Origin of the sequence: Mycobacterium sp. 852002-40037_SCH5390672, from assembly GCF_001665875.1 — a bacterium.
Taxonomy (GTDB): Bacteria; Actinomycetota; Actinomycetes; order Mycobacteriales; family Mycobacteriaceae; genus Mycobacterium.
In genome coordinates, this window is sequence record NZ_LZTA01000102.1 from 38,544 (window position 1) to 56,195 (window position 17,652).

The 17,652-nt window shown below is 66.4% G+C and carries 16 protein-coding genes; 10 read left to right on the forward strand and 6 right to left on the reverse strand.

Annotation, left to right across the window (positions count from 1 at the left end; genetic code table 11):
* The first annotated feature begins 35 nt into the window (after window positions 1-35).
* Window positions 36-653: a TetR/AcrR family transcriptional regulator gene (locus A5782_RS19300; RefSeq protein WP_067103576.1), complete on the forward strand. Its 618-nt coding sequence runs from the start codon at window positions 36-38 to the stop codon at window positions 651-653.
* Here A5782_RS19300 and A5782_RS19305 read toward each other — a convergent pair.
* Complete coding sequence (locus A5782_RS19305; protein WP_067103579.1) at window positions 607-1,407, reverse strand: DUF429 domain-containing protein; 801 nt, start codon at window positions 1,405-1,407, stop codon at window positions 607-609. The two genes, A5782_RS19300 and A5782_RS19305, sit on opposite strands and share 47 nt — an antisense overlap.
* 50 nt (window positions 1,408-1,457) lie before the next feature.
* Between A5782_RS19305 and purB the strand changes: the two genes are divergently transcribed.
* Window positions 1,458-2,876, forward strand: a complete 1,419-nt coding sequence (purB, locus tag A5782_RS19310; protein ID WP_067103840.1) for an adenylosuccinate lyase — start codon at window positions 1,458-1,460, stop codon at window positions 2,874-2,876.
* Complete coding sequence (locus A5782_RS19315) at window positions 2,873-4,129, forward strand: cytochrome P450 (RefSeq protein WP_067103581.1); 1,257 nt, start codon at window positions 2,873-2,875, stop codon at window positions 4,127-4,129. Before purB ends, A5782_RS19315 begins: the two co-directional genes overlap by 4 nt.
* Before the next feature lie 28 nt (window positions 4,130-4,157).
* On the opposite strand, the gene A5782_RS19320 is transcribed toward A5782_RS19315, so the two are convergent.
* Window positions 4,158-4,778, reverse strand: coding sequence for a hypothetical protein (locus A5782_RS19320; RefSeq protein WP_067103583.1), 621 nt, complete (start codon window positions 4,776-4,778; stop codon window positions 4,158-4,160).
* A gap of 51 nt (window positions 4,779-4,829) precedes the next feature.
* Here A5782_RS19320 and A5782_RS19325 point away from each other — a divergent pair, with 51 nt between their 5' ends.
* Window positions 4,830-5,720, forward strand: coding sequence for a phosphoribosylaminoimidazolesuccinocarboxamide synthase (locus A5782_RS19325; RefSeq protein WP_067103585.1), 891 nt, complete (start codon window positions 4,830-4,832; stop codon window positions 5,718-5,720).
* On the forward strand, window positions 5,717-7,840 hold the full coding sequence (locus tag A5782_RS19330; RefSeq protein WP_067103587.1) for a S9 family peptidase: 2,124 nt from the start codon (window positions 5,717-5,719) through the stop codon (window positions 7,838-7,840). The genes A5782_RS19325 and A5782_RS19330 overlap by 4 nt, the downstream gene beginning before the upstream one ends.
* A gap of 53 nt (window positions 7,841-7,893) precedes the next feature.
* Here the strand turns inward: A5782_RS19330 and A5782_RS19335 are convergent, their stop codons facing one another.
* Window positions 7,894-9,507 (reverse strand): DHA2 family efflux MFS transporter permease subunit, encoded by a 1,614-nt coding sequence (locus A5782_RS19335; protein WP_067103589.1) that lies wholly within the window; start codon window positions 9,505-9,507, stop codon window positions 7,894-7,896.
* A 139-nt stretch (window positions 9,508-9,646) separates the two neighbouring features.
* Window positions 9,647-11,266 carry a DHA2 family efflux MFS transporter permease subunit gene (locus tag A5782_RS19340; protein WP_067103592.1) on the reverse strand — a complete coding sequence of 540 codons (1,620 nt, stop codon included), beginning with the start codon at window positions 11,264-11,266 and terminating at the stop codon, window positions 9,647-9,649.
* A 158-nt stretch (window positions 11,267-11,424) separates the two neighbouring features.
* Between A5782_RS19340 and A5782_RS19345 the strand changes: the two genes are divergently transcribed.
* A complete protein-coding gene (locus A5782_RS19345) occupies window positions 11,425-12,129 on the forward strand; it encodes a DUF2334 domain-containing protein (RefSeq protein ID WP_067103594.1) in 705 nt (234 codons plus the stop codon).
* Between the two features lie 47 nt (window positions 12,130-12,176).
* Window positions 12,177-13,844, forward strand: coding sequence for an FAD-binding dehydrogenase (locus A5782_RS19350; RefSeq protein WP_067103596.1), 1,668 nt, complete (start codon window positions 12,177-12,179; stop codon window positions 13,842-13,844).
* 54 nt (window positions 13,845-13,898) lie between these two features.
* On the opposite strand, the gene A5782_RS19355 is transcribed toward A5782_RS19350, so the two are convergent.
* Window positions 13,899-14,537 (reverse strand): MBL fold metallo-hydrolase, encoded by a 639-nt coding sequence (locus A5782_RS19355; protein ID WP_067103599.1) that lies wholly within the window; start codon window positions 14,535-14,537, stop codon window positions 13,899-13,901.
* Between A5782_RS19355 and A5782_RS19360 the strand changes: the two genes are divergently transcribed.
* From A5782_RS19360 to purQ, 3 genes are all read left to right on the forward strand, one after another.
* Window positions 14,514-15,248 carry an ATPase gene (locus A5782_RS19360; RefSeq protein WP_197694282.1) on the forward strand — a complete coding sequence of 245 codons (735 nt, stop codon included), beginning with the start codon at window positions 14,514-14,516 and terminating at the stop codon, window positions 15,246-15,248. The two genes, A5782_RS19355 and A5782_RS19360, sit on opposite strands and share 24 nt — an antisense overlap.
* 61 nt (window positions 15,249-15,309) lie before the next feature.
* Entirely contained in the window at window positions 15,310-15,549 is a 240-nt protein-coding gene (gene purS, locus A5782_RS19365; RefSeq protein ID WP_064882339.1) for a phosphoribosylformylglycinamidine synthase subunit PurS, read from the forward strand.
* Window positions 15,546-16,220 (forward strand): phosphoribosylformylglycinamidine synthase subunit PurQ, encoded by a 675-nt coding sequence (purQ, locus tag A5782_RS19370; RefSeq protein ID WP_067103604.1) that lies wholly within the window; start codon window positions 15,546-15,548, stop codon window positions 16,218-16,220. Before purS ends, purQ begins: the two co-directional genes overlap by 4 nt.
* Here the strand turns inward: purQ and A5782_RS19375 are convergent.
* A complete protein-coding gene (locus A5782_RS19375) occupies window positions 16,187-17,602 on the reverse strand; it encodes a wax ester/triacylglycerol synthase family O-acyltransferase (RefSeq protein ID WP_197694283.1) in 1,416 nt (471 codons plus the stop codon). The two genes, purQ and A5782_RS19375, sit on opposite strands and share 34 nt — an antisense overlap.
* Window positions 17,603-17,652 lie beyond the last annotated feature (50 nt).

Here is a 17,652-nt window from a genome sequence, read left to right on the forward strand (position 1 = left end):
ATGCAGTACCACTTTGGCTGGCACGATGGCTACTCGTGACTGCAGCGGTTACTCCAAAAGGAGAACGTCGGCGGTATGCGCTCGTCAGCGCTGCCGCCGAGCTGCTGGCCGAGGGCGGGTTCGAAGCGGTGCGCCACCGGGCGGTCGCGCGGCGGGCCGGATTGCCGTTGGCGTCCACCACTTATTACTTCTCCTCCCTCGACGATCTGATCGCACGCGCCGTCGAACACATCGCGATGATCGAGGTGGCGCAGCTGCGGTCGCGGGTCAGCGCCTTGTCGCGCCGCCGCCGGGGGCCGGAGACCATCGCCGAGGTGTTGGCCGATCTGCTCGTGGGTGACGTGTCCGGCCCGGGTCTCACCGAACAGCTGATCTCGCGCTACGAGCGCCACGTCGCGTGCACCCGCCTGCCCGCGCTGCGCGAGACCATGCGTCGCAGCCTGCGCCAGCGCGCCGAGGCCGTGGCCGAGGCCCTCGAGCGTTCGGGCCGCTCGGTGCACATCGAGCTGGTATGCACGTTGATCTGCGCGGTCGATGGTTCGGTGGTCTCCGCCTTGGTGGAGGGCCGCGATCCGCGCGCGGCGGCCCAGGGTGCGGTGGTCGATCTCATCGAGGTGCTCGCGCCCATCGATCAGCGGCCTGTGCAGATCTGACCGACCGCTCCGCGCGGATCGGGTCCGCCGGCAGCGACGGCGTCACGATGTACCCGGTGTCGAGGTCGCCGTAGATCGTCACATCCGCGGGGCGGCGCTGCGCGTACAACGCCACATAGGCGCAGACCACGGCGTCGACCGGATCCTCCGCGCGGCGAAGCTCGCTTTTGCGTTGCGCGGCCGCAACGGCGCGGCCCAGCGCGATCCAGCCGTCGTGCCCGCCAACGCGTAGCGGTACCGGGGCATGCGCCAGCCGCTCGACGCCGTCCATCAGCAGCAACAGCTCGGATTTGAGCCGGTCGACGGTGCGTCCGGGCTTTGCCTTGTATTTCAGCGTGCGCTCCAGGCGGAACAGCGCGACGGTCGCCGCGTGCGGGTAGACCTCTATCGCGCGTCGGGCGGCCGGCGACCGAGGATCCGGATCCAGGCCCAGCGCCGCGGCCAGTCGGCCCGCGCGCGGGCCGTTGGCGAATTCGGGTTTTCCGGTGTTGCAAGGGTGGGCACCGGCCTCGTACCTGCGGAAATCACGGTTGAGCGCGGTCTCGGCGGGACGCTGGCCGGTCGGGTTGTTCACCACCAGCGGCGCATCGAAGGCGACGACGCAATCGCCCTGCAGGTAGGGGTTCAACGCGGCCAGGATCTCGTCATCGTCGCGAACCGCGCACACGCTCACCAGAACGCCGCCGGAGTCGACGACGGCGAGGCCGGTCGGGTTGCGACCCGCCCAGGCGAGGTCGACGCCGGCGAAGTACATCCGCATAGGCTATGACCGCCGACCGTAAGCTGTGTGTTCGTGAGGACCAAGTGAGCATTCCGAATGTGCTGGCCGCTCGGTACGCCAGTGCGGAGATGGTCGCGATCTGGTCACCGGGGGCCAAGGTCGTCGCCGAGCGCCGGCTGTGGCTGGCGGTGCTGCGCGCGCAGGAGGAACTGGGCGTGCCGGTGCCTTCCGCGGCGATCGCCGACTACGAGCGAGTGATCGAGGACGTCGACCTGGCGTCGATCGCGGACCGCGAGCGGGTGCTGCGTCACGACGTCAAGGCGCGCATCGAGGAATTCAATGCGCTGGCCGGTCACGAGCACGTGCACAAGGGCATGACGAGTCGTGACCTGACCGAGAACGTGGAGCAGCTGCAGATCCGGCGCTCGCTGGAACTGGTTTTCGCGCACGGCGTGGCGGTTACGGCGCGGCTCGCCGAGCGGGCCGTGGCCTACCGCGACCTGGTGATGGCCGGTCGCAGCCACAACGTCGCAGCGCAGGCCACCACGTTGGGCAAGAGGTTCGCCTCGGCGGCGCAGGAGACGCTGATCGCGTTGAGTCGACTGCGGGAGCTGATCGACCGGTACCCGCTGCGCGGCATCAAGGGGCCGATGGGCACCTCCCAGGACATGCTCGACCTGCTGGACGGCGACGCGACCAAGCTCGCCGAGCTCGAGCGGCGCGTCGCCGAATTCCTGGGATTCGCAACGGTATTGACCAGTGTCGGACAGGTGTATCCGCGTTCGCTGGACCACGACGTGCTCTCGGCGCTGGTGCAGCTGGGCGCCGGACCGTCGTCGCTGGCCCACACGATCCGGCTGATGGCCGGGCACGAACTGGTCACCGAGGGATTCGCCCCGGGGCAGGTCGGCTCCTCGGCGATGCCGCACAAGATGAACACCCGCAGCTGCGAACGGGTCAACGGGCTGCAGGTGGTGCTGCGCGGTTATGCGTCGATGGCCGCCGAACTGGCGGGTGCGCAGTGGAACGAGGGTGACGTGTTCTGCTCGGTGGTGCGCCGAGTGGCGTTGCCGGACAGCTTCTTTGCCGTCGACGGGCAGATCGAGACGTTCCTGACGGTGCTCGACGAGTTCGGCGCCTATCCGGCGGTGATCAGTCGTGAGCTCGACCGCTACCTGCCGTTCCTGGCCACCACCAAGGTGTTGATCGCCGCGGTGCGCGCCGGCGTGGGCCGCGAGACCGCGCATCACGTGATCCGCGAACATGCGGTGGCAACCGCGCTGGCCATGCGCGAACACGGAGCCGAGCCCGACCTGCTGGACCGCCTGGCCGCCGACGAGCGGCTGCCGCTGGACCGGGCGGCGCTGGACGCCGCGCTGGCCGACAGGAAGGCGTTCACCGGCGCCGCGGGTGACCAAGTGGACGAGGTGGCGGCGCAGGTGGATGCGCTGGTGAGCCGCTACCCGGACGCGGCCAAGTACGCCCCGGGGGCGATCCTGTGACGCTGGCCGGCGCGCTCTCGGAGATCGACTTCACCGATCTGGACAACTTCGCCAACGGATTTCCACACGACCTGTTCGCCGTCCATCGTAGGGAGGCGCCGGTGTACTGGCACGCACCGACCGACAACACCCCGGACGGTGAAGGCTTCTGGTCGGTGGCCACCTACGCGGAAACCCTTGAGGTGCTCAAGGATCCGGCGACGTATTCATCGGTCACCGGTGGCACCCGGCCGTATGGCGGAACGCTGTTGCAGGACCTGGCGATCGCCGGTCAGGTGCTCAACATGATGGACGACCCGCGGCATTCGCAGGTTCGGCGACTGGTCAGCTCCGGGCTGACGCCGCGGATGATCTCCTCTGTCGAGGACGACCTGCGGATCAGGGCGCGCCGCCTGCTGGACGACGTGGTGCCCGGCGAGCCATTCGACTTTTTGGTCGACATCGCCACCGAGCTACCGATGCAGATGATCTGCATCCTGCTGGGAGTTCCTGAATCCGAACGACATTGGCTGTTTGAGGCCATCGAGCCACAGTTCGACTTCGGTGGTTCGCGCAAGGCAGCCCTGTCGCAGCTCTCGGTGGAAGAGGCCGGCTCGCGGATGTATGAGTACGGTCAGCAGTTGATCGCGTCTAAGCGTGAAAACCCGACCGATGACATGTTGTCGGTCGTGGCCAACGCGATGCTCGACGACTCTGACGGCGATGACGGATCGGCCCTTACCGACCTGGAGCTGTACCTGTTCTTCAGCCTGTTGTTCAGCGCCGGTGCGGAGACCACGCGCAACGCGGTCGCGGGCGGCCTGCTGGCGCTGGCCGACCACCCGGACCAATTGCATTCGCTGCGGCGCGATCTCGACGTGCTGCCCACGGCCGTCGAGGAGATGGTGCGGTGGACGTCGCCGTCGCCCTCCAAGCGGCGCACCGCCACCCGCGACGTCACGCTCGGCGGGCAGTCGATCGAGGCCGGGCAGAAAATACAGATCTGGGAGGGCTCGGCGAATCGTGACGCCGGCGTATTCGAGAACGCCGACGAATTTGACATCACCCGAAAGCCCAACCCGCATCTGGGATTCGGTCAGGGCGTGCACTACTGCCTGGGTGCCAATCTGGCCCGGCTGGAGCTGCGGGTGCTGTTCGAAGAGCTGCTCTCTCGGTTCGGCGGGGTGCGGGTCGTCCGGCCGGTCGAGTGGGCCCGCAGCAATCGGCATACCGGCATTCGGCACCTCGTCGTGGAGCTACGCGAAGATCAGTGACGATCCGATTCGCCCGCGGGCCTTGCTGCTAGATCCCGCGAATCGCGATACCGGCCGACCGTAATTCGAGCGCGACCAACGCCCCGATGGTGACGGGATCCTCACGGCGCCAGCCGCCGACCGGGTCCGCGCTGACGGCGATCAATTTCTTGGGCGGCCGGTTCGTCAGCGCGCGCAACGCAAGCAGTTGCGCACCGGCCGGTGTGGCGGCCAGTGCGGTCACCGTCAACTTGCGCCGGAAGAAGCGAAGCCGCAGAAAAAACCACGGCAGCACCGCGAGGAGGATCGGGACCGCGACGACGGCCATCGCGAGCAGTACTGCGAGCCAGCTCGCCGCGCTGTCCAGGTCGTGGCCCGCCCCAGCGATGTCCAGCGCGGCGTGGCTGGCGGAGTTGAGCGGCTTGCTGACCGTGTCGCCCACCACCGGAATGTGCTGGGCTCCATGGCCGGCGGACGCGAGGTTGCCGGCAATGCCGTTCGCGCCGCTCTCGACCTGCCGCCCGGCGTCGGCGATGGTGGCGATGGCGTCGTAGACGGCCAGCCCAACGAGCAGCCAGAGCACCGTCCACACGACGACGGCGAGGTCGCTGAACAGCTGGACGGCCAGCCTGCCGGGCCTGGTGGAGTAGGGCAGAAACCGCAATGTCATAGCCCGATCCCAGCACAAAGCCCGTTTGCAGGGGCCCGATAGGCTGACCGGATGCCCGCATTGTCCGACTATCAGCATCTGGCCAGCGGCAAGGTCCGTGAGCTGTATCGCGTCGACGACGACCACCTGCTGCTGGTCGCCACCGACCGGATCTCGGCGTACGACTTCGTCCTGGACAGCACCATCCCGGACAAGGGCCGCATCCTGACCGCAATGAGCGTCTTCTTCTTCGGCCTGGTCGACGCCCCCAACCATCTGGCCGGGCCGCCCGACGATCCACGCATCCCCGACGAGGTCCTGGGCCGCGCGCTGGTGGTGCGTCAGCTGGAAATGCTTCCGGTGGAATGCGTGGCCCGCGGTTACCTGACCGGCTCGGGACTGCTGGACTACCAGGCGACGGGAACGGTCTGCGGCATCACGTTGCCGCCGGGATTGGTCGAAGCCAGCAGGTTCGCCGAACCGCTGTTCACCCCCGCGACGAAAGCCGCATTGGGCGACCACGACGAGAACATCTCCTTCGCGCGGGTGATCGAGATGGTTGGTCCCGTGCCGGCCAACCAGTTACGCGACCGCACATTACAGATCTACGTTCAGGCCGCCGATCACGCGCTCCGGAAGGGAATCATCATCGCGGACACCAAGTTCGAATTCGGCACCGACCGTGACGGCAACCTGCTGCTGGCCGACGAAATCTTCACCCCGGATTCGTCGCGCTACTGGCCGGCCGACGAGTACCAGGTTGGCGTGGTCCAGAACAGCTTCGACAAACAGTTCGTCCGCAACTGGCTGACCGGTCCCGAGTCCGGCTGGGACCGCCACGGCTCCCAACCTCCGCCGCCGCTGCCGGACCACATCATCGAGGCCACCCGCGGCCGTTATATCGATGCCTACGAACGTATTTCCGGCTTGAGCTTCGATGACTGGATCGGTCCCGGCGCATGACCGAAACGCATCTGGACGGCTCGGTACCCCCGGTCGCCAAGCGGGTGGAGAGCCGGCGCGAACATCACGGTGACGTCTTCATCGACCCGTATGAGTGGCTGCGGGAAAAGGCCAACCCCGAGGTCATCGCCCACCTCGAGGCGGAAAACGCCTACGTCGATCACATGACCGCCCAGCTCGAGCCGTTGCGGCAGCAGATTTTCGCCGAGATCAAGGCGCGCACCAAGGAGACGGATCTATCGGTACCGACCCGGCAGGGCCAGTGGTGGTACTACGCACGCACCTATGAAGGCAAGCAATACCGCGTCCAATGCCGTTGTCCGATAGGAGGATCCGACGACTGGGACCCGCCGACACTGGACGAGGACACCGAAATCCCGGGGGAGCAGATCCTGCTCGATTCCAATGCCGAGGCCGAGGGCCACGAATTCTTCTCCCTGGGCGCCGCGACGGTGAGCCTGGATGGAAACCTGCTGGCCTACTCGGTCGACACGCTGGGCGATGAGCGTTACACGTTGCGGTTCAAGGACTTACGCACCGGCGAACTGTACCCCGACGAGATCGCCGACATCGGCGCGGGTGCGACCTGGGCCGCCGACAACCGCACGGTGTACTACCTGACCCTGGATGCTGCCCACCGTCCCGACAAGGTGTGGCGGTATCGGGTGGGCTCCGGTGCACAGCCGGAGCTGGTTTATCACGAAGCCGACGAAAAGTATTGGCTTGGTGTGGGCCTCACGCGCAGCGAGGCCTACGTTTTCATCGCCTCGGGATCCTCGATCACCTCGGAGTATCGCTACGCAGACGCGGCCGATCCGCAGGCACGGTTCACCGTCGTGCTGCCCCGCCGCGAGGGTGTCGAATATGCGGTCGAGCACGCGGTCATCGGGGGCCAGGACCGGTTCTTGATTCTGCACAACGACGGCGCGGTCAACTTCACCCTCACCGAGGCGCCGGTCAGCGATCCGGCACAGCAGCGCACCCTGATCCCGCACCGCGACGATGTGCGGCTCGACGCGGTGGACGCTTTCGCCGGCCACCTCGTCGTCAGCTATCGGCGGGAGGCGCTGCCCCGGTTGCAGTTGTGGCCCGTCAACGCCGACGGCACTTATGCGCAGCCCGAAGAGATTTCATTCGACTCCGAGCTGATGTCGTCCGGTCCCGCCGGTAACCCCAACTGGGATGCACCCAAGCTGCGGATCAGGGCCGGCTCCCTGGTCATTCCGGCGCGCGTCTACGACATCGACCTGGCCACCGGTGAACGCATCCTGCTGCGCGAGCAACCGGTACTCGGCGATTATCGGCCCGACGACTATGTGGAACGGCGTGACTGGGCGGTTGCCGACGACGGCACCCGGATCCCGGTGTCTATCGTGCACCGCGCCGATCTCGAATTCCCGGCACCCGCACTGATTTACGGCTACGGCGCCTACGAGCTGTGCACCGACCCCAGCTTTTCCATTGCCCGGTTATCGCTACTGGACCGTGGCATGGTGTTCGCGATCGCCCATGTCCGTGGCGGTGGCGAGATGGGCCGGCTGTGGTACGAGCACGGCAAGCTCTTGCAAAAGAAGAACACGTTCACCGACTTCGTGGCCGTCGCAAGGCATTTGGTGGACTCCGAAATGACCCGGCCGGGTCAGCTGGTCGCGTTGGGGGGTAGTGCCGGCGGTCTGCTGATGGGGGCGGTGGCCAACCTGGCGCCGGAGCTCTTCGCCGGAATTCTCGCGCAGGTCCCGTTCGTCGACCCGCTGACCACCATCTTGGATCCCTCCTTGCCGTTGACCGTCACCGAGTGGGACGAATGGGGAAACCCCTTGGCGGACAAAGAGGTTTATTCCTACATGAAGTCCTATTCGCCTTATGAGAATGTCGAGACCAAGCATTATCCGGCGATTCTCGCCATGACGTCGCTGAACGATACGAGGGTCTACTACGTGGAGCCGGCCAAGTGGGTTGCGGCGCTGCGGCACGCCAACGGTGACGGCAGCCCCGTTCTGTTGAAGACCCAGATGAACGCCGGACACGGTGGGGTCAGTGGCCGCTATAAGGCATGGGAGGAAGCGGCCTTCCAATACGCATGGCTGTTAGCTGCCGCCGGCGCCCGCTCGTCGGTGTAGCCACTCCGCCGGCCGAGGGCCCGCGCCGCCGCCACTTCGCGAGGTGATCTTGCTTATTCGTCGGCCGGCAGGGCGGGCGGCTTCTTCGGCAAAAAGGATGCCGGGATGATGGTGAAGGCGACCAGCGCGGCGGCCAGCACGAACACCGCCGTATAGGCGTGCGCCAAGTGGTGAGACACGTGGCTGGCCAGATCGGGAGCAGGCTGGTGCCGCGGGACGGCTGACGGATCGACCGGCAGATCCCGCTTACCGACGCCCGGGCGCTCCCCGCTCATCTCGTTCGCCGCCATCAGGGCCTCGTTGCGATTGAATTGGTTGGTCAGGATCACCGCCATGAGCGCTGCCCCAATGGACCCGCCGACCTGTTGGTTGACGCTGATCAGCGTCGTCCCGCGGGCGACCTGATGCGGGGCCAGCGCCTGCATGAGCGCGGCCGAGAGCGGTGTGGTGGTGAGGCCGATACCCAGGCCCATGATCGCGAGCCCGGTCACCAAGACCGGTGAGTACGCGGCCTGCCGGGCGACTCCGTAGGTGAAGACGCCCAGACCCACAGCCATGAGGGGCAGGCCGATGAGCACGATGTTTCCGGGGCCGCGTTTGTCCATGAAGGCGCCGCCCAGCGGCATGGTCAGTACCGCACCGATCCCGATCGGCAGCATGTGCAGACCCGACTGCATCGGCGTCTCGTGGCCGACGATTTGAAAGAAACTCGGCACCAGCAGCCCGATGCCCACCGAAGCGGCCCCGAACACCAGCAGCGTCAGATTCACCTGGGTGACCACCGGATTGCGGAACAGCCGCAGGTCAATGAGGGGGTGATCGGTCCGATAGCAGGCATGCAGGATGAACGCGGCGATCAGACCCAGTCCGACGAGCGCCGGCACCAACACGTAGCGGTCGGCTATCGTGTGCCGCCCCGGGATGGAACACACCCCGCACAAAAAGATCGCCACGCCGGGGGAGAGCAGCAGCGCGCCGGTGATGTCGAGGGCCTCCGTCGGGGCCGACCGATCTTTCGGGAACATGATCGCTGCGAATGCGAGCGCCGTCAGCCCGATCGGCAGGTTGATCAGGAAGATCCACTTCCAGCCATACGCGCCGATCAGCCAGCCGCCCAGGATGGGCCCACCGATGGGGCCGAGAAGGATCGGGATTCCGCCCACCGCCATCAGGCGACCGACACGCTTGGGTCCCGCTTCGCGCGTCAAGATGACGAAGCTGAGCGGCAATAGCATGCCGCCGCCGATGCCCTGGACCACTCGAAACAAGATGAGCAGCAATATGTTCGGTGCCATCGCGCACAGCAGCGATCCCAGCGTGAAAATCAGGACCGAACCTATGAAGAGGCGTTTGGTGCCGAACCGGTCCGCTGCCCATCCGGTAATCGGGATCACGGTCGCGAACGCGAGCATGTAGCCGGCGATCGTCCACGAGACGACGGCCTGGGTGGACCCGAATTGCGCGATGAAGGTGCGTTGCGCGACGGCGACGACGGTGCTGTCCAGCACCGCCATGATGCAGGCCAGACCACACACTCCGGCGATCCGGAACAGCGCTGCGTCCAGCTTGTCGGGGTACTCATCGGGGCGCAGCGACGGTCCCGAGGCTGCGGGCAACGGGACGCTGAAGGCTGCGGAACGGGTCTTCTGCATGGCGCCGCTGAGCATATCCGCAGGGTTGCCCCGGCTGAAGCCCTTTTACTCGTATTCGCCTGTCGCACGCTTGTAATTCGCGCTGCGCAGATTATGTTCCGGACTGCGGTTAAAGCAATAAACGGCTGGTCGCGGTCCTACCAGGGCGAATATGTTATTCGCCGGCGGTTTCGCTCGCCGGTTTTTTGGGCAGAAACCACGCCGGAATGAAGGTGCAAACCACCAGCACGATGGCAATCACGAATACCGCCGTATAAGCGTGTGAAAGATCGTGCGACACATTGCTCCAAAAGCCAGGGACAAGCGACTGGCGGGGGATTGCGGACTGCTCGACCGGCACCCCGTCAATGACCGACTTCTGATGCAAAGCGGCAAGCTTGTTTGCTGCGACGATGTCTGGGCTCCTGATGAACTGATTCGTCAGGACCATCGACATCAGCGCCGTTCCCATCGAGCCGCCGACCTGGTGGCTGACGCTCATGAGGGTCGTTCCCCGGGCGATCTCATGGGGCGCCAGGGCCTGCACCGACGCGACCGACAGCGGCATCATGGTGCAGCCCATGCCCAGGCCCATGATCGCCAGCCCGACCAGCAGCGTGGGTAGATAGTGGGCCTGGGTGGCCACCCCGAAGGCGAAGGCGCTCAGGCCGGCGGTAATCAGCGCAATCCCGACCAGCACGATCTTGCCCGGTCCCTGCCTGTCCACCAGCGGACCGGTCAGCCGCATGGTCAGCATGGCGCCCAGCCCCTGAGGGATCATGTGCACGCCGGCCTGCATCGGCGTCTGGTGCAGCACCTGCTGGAAATAGCTCGGCAGCAGCAGGCCCGCACCGAAAAATGCGCCCGCGAAGACCAGCATCGTCACGTTGGCGTGGGTGAGCACGGGATTGCGGAACAGCCGCAGATCTATCAGGGGATGATCGGCGTGATGCCACGCGTGCAGGACGAAGCCCGCGATCAACGCCAGTCCGATCATCGCGGGTATCACCACATGGCGGTCAGCCACCGTGCCCCGGCCCGGGATGGAGGACACGGCGAACAGGAACATCGCCAGGCCCGGCGAGAGCAGCAGCACGCCGACGGCGTCGAAGGTTTCGGAGCGGGCCGGGTGATCCCGGGGGAACACGATGGCGGCGAGGGCGATGGTGAGAAATCCGATCGGCACATTGATCAAAAAGATCCACCGCCAGCTCGAGGTGTCGATCAGCCAGCCGCCCAGGATCGGCCCGCCGATCGGGGCGAGCAGCATCGGGATGCTCAGGATCGACATCAGGCGCCCGAGCCGCCCCGGGCCCGCTTCACGGGTCAAGATCATGAATCCCAGCGGCAACAACATGCCACCGCCGGCTCCCTGCACCATCCGAAAGACAATGAGCTGCACGACGTTTGACGCAATTGCGCACAGCAGTGAGCCCAGGATGAAGGCCGCCACCGAACCGATGAACAGGCGTTTGGTGCCGAACCGGTCGGCTGCCCACCCGGTTATCGGGATCACCGTCGCCAAGGCCAGCGTGTAGCCGGTCATCGTCCAGGCCACGACGGCCTGCGAGGACGCGAACTGATCGATGAAGGTGCGTTGGGCGACGCTGACGACCGTGACATCCAGGATGGCCATCACCGTGGCCAAGATGCACACGCCGGAGATCCGCAACAGCGCGGCGTCGAGCTTGTCGGGATATTCCCGTTCCTCGACGCCCGGCTGCCCGGTGGGGGCGTGGGGCAGCGGCGTTTTGGCCGCTGCGTACGAGGCCTCATCCATGGCGTTGCTTAGCATATCGAACTGATCGCATCGACTGACGCTCGCGGCCGTTCTGGTCTGCAAAGGTTCGACGGGGCGGCTGAAATCAGTTATCGCGCCAGCGCGCGTGCATATACGCTTGCTGTCTGCGTGTCCTTCACCATTCCGACACTTGAGATCGGCAAACTGCTGGTGTGTCTGGAAAATTGATCGTCTCGGTCTCGGGGATTGGTGAACGCACCCTGCCCGACGTCGAGGCTTTCTGCGCGCAAATGGATGCCCGCAAAGTACCGGTGTCGTTACTGGTGGCTCCCCGCCTGTCCGGTGATTACCGGCTCGACCATGACCCGGGAACCGTCGAATGGCTGACCACCCGTCGCGCCGGCGGTGACGCCATCGTGCTGCACGGCTACGACGACGCGGCCACGAAGAAGCGACGCGGCGAATTCGCCATCTTGCGGGCCCACGAGGCCAACCTGCGATTGACGGCCGCCGACCGGGTGCTCGAGCACCTCGGGCTGCGTACCCGGCTGTTCGCCGCGCCCGGCTGGGTGGTGTCACCCGGTGTTGTCAAAGCGTTGCCGGACAACGGATTCCGGTTGCTGGCCGATCTGCATGGGATCACCGACCTGGTCCGCCACACCACTGTCCGCGCACGAGTCCTCGGCATCGGTGAAGGCTTCCTCACCGAGCCATGGTGGTGCCGGATGGTGGTGTTGTCCGCCGAGCGAATCGCCCGGCGCGGCGGTGTCGTGCGGGTTGCGGTCGCGGCTCGGCATCTCCGTAAATCCGGGCCGCTACAGGCCATGGTGGACGCGGTCGACCTGGCGCTGATGCACGACTGCACCCCCTGCGTATACCGCTGGGATCAGGCTAAGGCCGTGCTCGACGCCGCCTGACGAAGCGACTGTCTGACCTGCTCGTCGGGGCACTACCCTGGTCCGACATGAGCGATTCTTCAGTTGCGGGGTTCGACGCCGACGCCATCGTCGTCGGAGCGGGACTGGCCGGCCTGGTCGCCGCCTGCGAACTGGTGGATCGCGGCCTGCGGGTGCTGATCGTCGACCAGGAGAACAGCGCAAACCTGGGCGGGCAGGCCTTCTGGTCCTTCGGCGGTCTGTTCTTCGTCGACAGCCCCGAGCAGCGCCGGTTGGGTATCCGCGACAGCCATGAACTGGCGTTGCAGGACTGGCTCGGTACGGCGGCCTTCGACCGTCCAGAGGACTACTGGCCCCGCCAGTGGGCGCACGCCTACGTCGATTTCGCCGCGGGGGAGAAACGCAGTTGGTTACGTTCGCGGGGCCTCAAGCTTTTCCCGCTGGTGGGCTGGGCGGAGCGCGGCGGGTATGACGCACAGGGGCACGGCAATTCGGTTCCCCGCTTCCATATCACCTGGGGTACCGGGCCCGCGCTGGTCGAGATTTTCGCCCGTCAATTGCGGGACCGCTCCTCGGTGAGGTTTGCGCACCGCCATCAGGTCGACGAGTTGATCGTCGAGGGCGAGGCGGTGACCGGCGTGCGGGGCACCGTGCTGGAGCCCTCGGCCACGCCGAGGGGGGTCGCGTCATCACGAGAGCCCTTAGGGCAGTTCGAGTTTCGTGCCGACGCCGTGATCGTGACGAGTGGTGGCATCGGGGCCAACCACGAGTTGGTGCGAAAGAATTGGCCCAAACGCATGGGCCGCGTCCCCGAGCAACTGCTGAGCGGGGTGCCGGCCCATGTCGACGGCCGGATGATCGGCATCACGCAGCGGGCCGGCGCGCGGGTGATCAACCCCGACCGGATGTGGCACTACGTCGAGGGCATCACCAACTACGACCCGATCTGGCCGTTGCACGGCATTCGCATCATCCCCGGGCCGTCGTCCCTGTGGATCGATGCGAGCGGCAAACGGTTGCCGGTGCCCCTCTATCCCGGCTTCGACACGCTGGGGACCTTGGAGTACATCACCAAATCGGGGTTCGACTACACCTGGTTCGTGTTGAACGCCAAGATCATTGAGAAGGAGTTCGCACTCTCCGGGCAGGAGCAGAATCCCGATCTGACCGGACAGAGCATCCGCGAGCTGTTGCGAAACCGGGCGCGATCCGGGCCGCCGGGGCCCGTGCAGGCGTTTGTCGATCGGGGTGTTGACTTCGTCAGCGCAAACTCGTTGCGCGACTTGGTGTCCGCGATGAACAAGCTGCCCGACGTGCAGCCGCTGGACTATGCCACGGTGGAGGCCGAGGTCACCGCCCGGGACCGGGAGGTCGCCAACAAGTTCAGCAAGGACGGTCAGATCACGGCGATCCGCGGTGCCCGCAACTATCTGGGCGACCGGCTGGGCCGGGTCGTGGCGCCGCACCGGCTGACCGACCCGAAGGCGGGGCCGATGATCGCGGTCAAGCTGCATATCCTGACCAGAAAAACGTTGGGCGGCATCGAAACCGACCTTGCCTCACGGGTGCTGAAGGCCGACGGCACGCCCATCACCGGTCTGTACGCGGCCGGCGAGGTCGCCGGATTCGGTGGCGGCGGCGTGCACGGCTACCGCGCGCTGGAGGGCACGTTTTTGGGCGGCTGCATCTTCTCGGGCCGCGCCGCCGTCCGCGGCGCCGCCGACGACATCACCTAGCCGGGGCGCGGGGTAACCCGTCCGCTTCCGAACGTCACGCCGGCGTGACCGCCGCTAGAACGTGACGGCGTCTTCTTCGGGAAGCACCTGGAAGTCGGTGCTGGTCATCTCGGTGAGCCGTCCGTAGTAGATGCCACGGGCGTCTGGGGCGATGATTCCCTGGTGAATGGGAACGGCGCGCTCCGGAGCCACCGCACGCAGGTAATCGACCGCCTCGGACACCTTCATCCACGGCGCGGCCGCCGGCGTGGCCAAGACGTCCACCGGCTCACCGGGCACGAACAGCGCGTCACCGGGATGCATCAACCGGGCACGATGGTCCCCGTCGCCCACCAGAAACGAAATGTTCTCGATCACAGGGATTTCCGGGTGGATGACCGCATGCTTTCCGCCGACGGCGCGCACCGTCAGTTCACCGATTTGCAGCTCGTCGCCGACATGGACCTCCCGGCAGGGCGCGCCCAGCTGCGCGGTGGTCTGCGGGTCGGCGTACAGCACCGCATCCGGGTTACCCTCGAGCAATGCGGGCAGCCGTTTGGCGTCGACATGGTCGGGATGCTGATGGGTGATCAAGATGGCGGTCAGGCCGGTGATTCCCTCGAAGCCGTGCGCGAAGGTACCGGGATCAAAGAGCACGCGGGTGTGGTCGAATTCGGCAAGTAGGCACGAATGGCCGAAATGCGTCAGTTGCATATCTACGATTGTGCCTTGATGGGCAAGCTGCCGATGCGCGTGATCCTGGCCACGATGCTGGTCGCCGGCAATTTCGCAATTGCTCTGGTGGTCGTCATTCCTGCGCATGCCGACCCGGAGACTTGCCCGGGGCTGTGCGACCGGATACCGAACACCGCGTGGATCGATCAGCATGCCGTGCCGCTGGACGCGTTGTATCACTGGCCCGCGCTGGCCGGCCAGGCGGTGCAGACGACCGGTTCGGCGCCCGGCCCCCGTTTTCGGTTCGAGGAGCTGTGCGCCACGCCGCCGATACCGCAGGACCCTCGCGACGCCGCCGTCGCGGCTCGCTCGACGGTTCAGCATCCCGACGGGCAGTGGCAACTGCAGGCCCAGGTCCTGCACTGGCGCGGTGACACGGCCCACGGCGGCACGATCGCGGCCACGGCGTTCGGCAACGCCGTCGCCGCGCTGCGGGCATGCCAGCAGCGCGCACCGACGGAATCACCGTCGCTGACCAGTGACGAAACCAACCGAATGGCCGCCGTGATCAGCGGCCCGGTGGTGATGCACTCCTACCTGTTCGCCCACCCCGCCAGCAGCACGATCAGCGAGGTCACGCTGTGGTCAACAGCACCGCCGCAGGCGTCCTGGCCGGCGATGGCGGACGATCCGGTGCTCAATGCCATGAGCGCGCCGCTGTGCGAGGCCTACATTGCCTCGTGCCCGTAACCGTCAGCTGCGCTTTCGCCGGTAGAGTTGGCGCCGAAACGCCAACTGAGGAGGAGCGCCGGTGGCCCGGGTGATCGTGAGCGTGATGCCCAAAGCGGAGATTCTCGACCCGCAAGGTCAGGCGATTGTCGGCGCGCTGGGTCGCCTCGGACATCCGGGGATCTCAGAAGTGCGGCAAGGCAAGCGTTTTGAGCTCGAAGTGGACGACAGCGTCGACGATTCGGCGCTCGCCGAGATAGCGGAATCGCTGCTGGCGAACACCGTGATCGAAGACTGGACCATCAGCCGGGAGACACCGTGACGGCACGCATCGGGATCATCACGTTTCCCGGCACGCTCGACGACGTGGATGCCGCTCGCGCGGCGCGCCGCGTCGGAGCCGAGCCCGTCAGCCTGTGGCATGCCGACGCCGATCTCAAAAGCGTCGACGCGGTGGTGGTGCCCGGCGGTTTCTCCTACGGCGATTACCTGCGGGCCGGTGCGATCGCGAGGTTCGCCCCGGTGATGACCGAGGTGGTGGAGGCTGCACGGCACGGCATGCCGGTGTTGGGCATTTGCAACGGTTTTCAGGTGCTCTGCGAGGCAGGCCTGTTGCCCGGGGCCCTGACTCGTAACGTGGGTCTGCACTTCATCTGTCGCGACGTGTGGCTGCGGGTGGCCTCGACCTCGACGGCTTGGACGTCGCGCTTCGAGCCCGACGCCGACCTGCTGGTCCCGCTGAAGTCCGGTGAGGGGCGGTACGTGGCGCCCGCCGACGTGATCGAGGAGCTCGAGGGCGAGGGGCGGGTGGTCTTCCGGTACCACGAGAACGCCAACGGCTCGCTGCACGACATCGCCGGGGTCAGCTCCGCCGACGGCCGCGTCGTGGGTCTGATGCCGCATCCCGAGCACGCCATCGAAGCGCTGACGGGGCCTTCCGATGACGGGCTGGGCCTGTTCTATTCGGTGCTGGACGGAGTGCTCGCCGGCTGAGCGGAAATGCCTGCGGCTTCGCGTAATTCGGCAAAGGACGCGCTGATGGCATCCGTTGCCTCATGCGGATCGTTGAATGTCCGGTCGTCGGTGAGCACCGCGACGCCGAGTCGGTCCACGTAACTCCACACGGTGATGTTGACGGGGGCGCCGGGAGAAAGCACTCCGGTGGAGTAGATCTCGCTGACGGCGGCGCCGCCGAAGTGGCCCCGCTCGCGCGGGCCCACCACGCTGGACACCGCGACGTTCATCAGCTTGTTCGGCGCGTCGCGCAGGCCCAGCCACCGAAACGCGGCGGGGGCCAAGGCGGTCGGCAGATAGCCCATCATCTTCCCGTAGAGCTCTGGGCCGAGGACTTCGTGGTCTTCCTTGGCGATCTTGGTGGCCAGGGCCACCAGGCGGGCCCGTTCCATGGGGTCGTCGATGTGGACCGGCAGCGAGATCATCAGACCGCTGAGCTCGTTGCCGGTGATCCGGTCCGACTTGTCGGTGGCCGTTGGCACCGACGCGATGATCGGGCGTTCGGCCGCGCCGTCATAAGCCAGCAGGAGAGTTCGCAACCCGCCGGTTGCCATCGTCAGCACCACATCGTTCACCGTGATGCCCAACGCTTTTGCCGTCGCCTTGACGTCCGGTAGCGGTAACGACGTGCTGGCGAACCGGCGCCGCGGCGAGACGACATGGTTGAGGAAGGTCGGCGGTGCGTCGAACGCGTCGGCCAGGTCGGGGTGATCGCCGCGCTCGCGAGACCGGCGTCGCACCCGCATCATCCCGACGGCCGCGTCCTTGAGGAGTCCGGGCAGTTCGCCGATCTGACGGACGTGGTCGCGCGCCGCCGCGCGCAGCAGGTCGGCGTTGGACGCGGTGATGCCGGCTTCGTCGTTGTCACGCTCGTCGGTGCGCCCCTCGCGCAGATCCATCGCGCGGGCCAGCAGGTTGACCGAGGCGACACCGTCGGCCAGCGCATGGTGAACCTTGCCGATCAAGGCGAATCGACCACCGGCAAGCCCCTCGGCGAAATGAAATTCCCACAGCGGTCGGCTGCGGTCCAGCGGAGTGGACGCGATCTCGCCGATCACCTGATCGAGCTCGCGCCGCCCGCCCGGCGCGGGCACCCGCACTCGCCGCAGGTGATAATCCAGGTCGACCTCGCAGTTCTCCTGCCACATCGGGTGATGCAGATGCCAAGGGATGTCAACGAGCTTGTAGCGCAACGGTTCCAGCAGATGAAGCCGACGACGCACGTGGCGCCGGAACACGTCGAATCCGAATTCGCCGTCGGAGTCGGCGGGGTCGATGACCGCCACCTTCAGCGTGTGCGTGTGCAGGTTGGGCGTCTCGCTGTAGAGCAGCATGGCGTCCATGCCGTTGAGCCTTTTCACATGTCACCCCGCCCCGCCGACGCGTCCGGGCCGACAACCATGCCGCGATG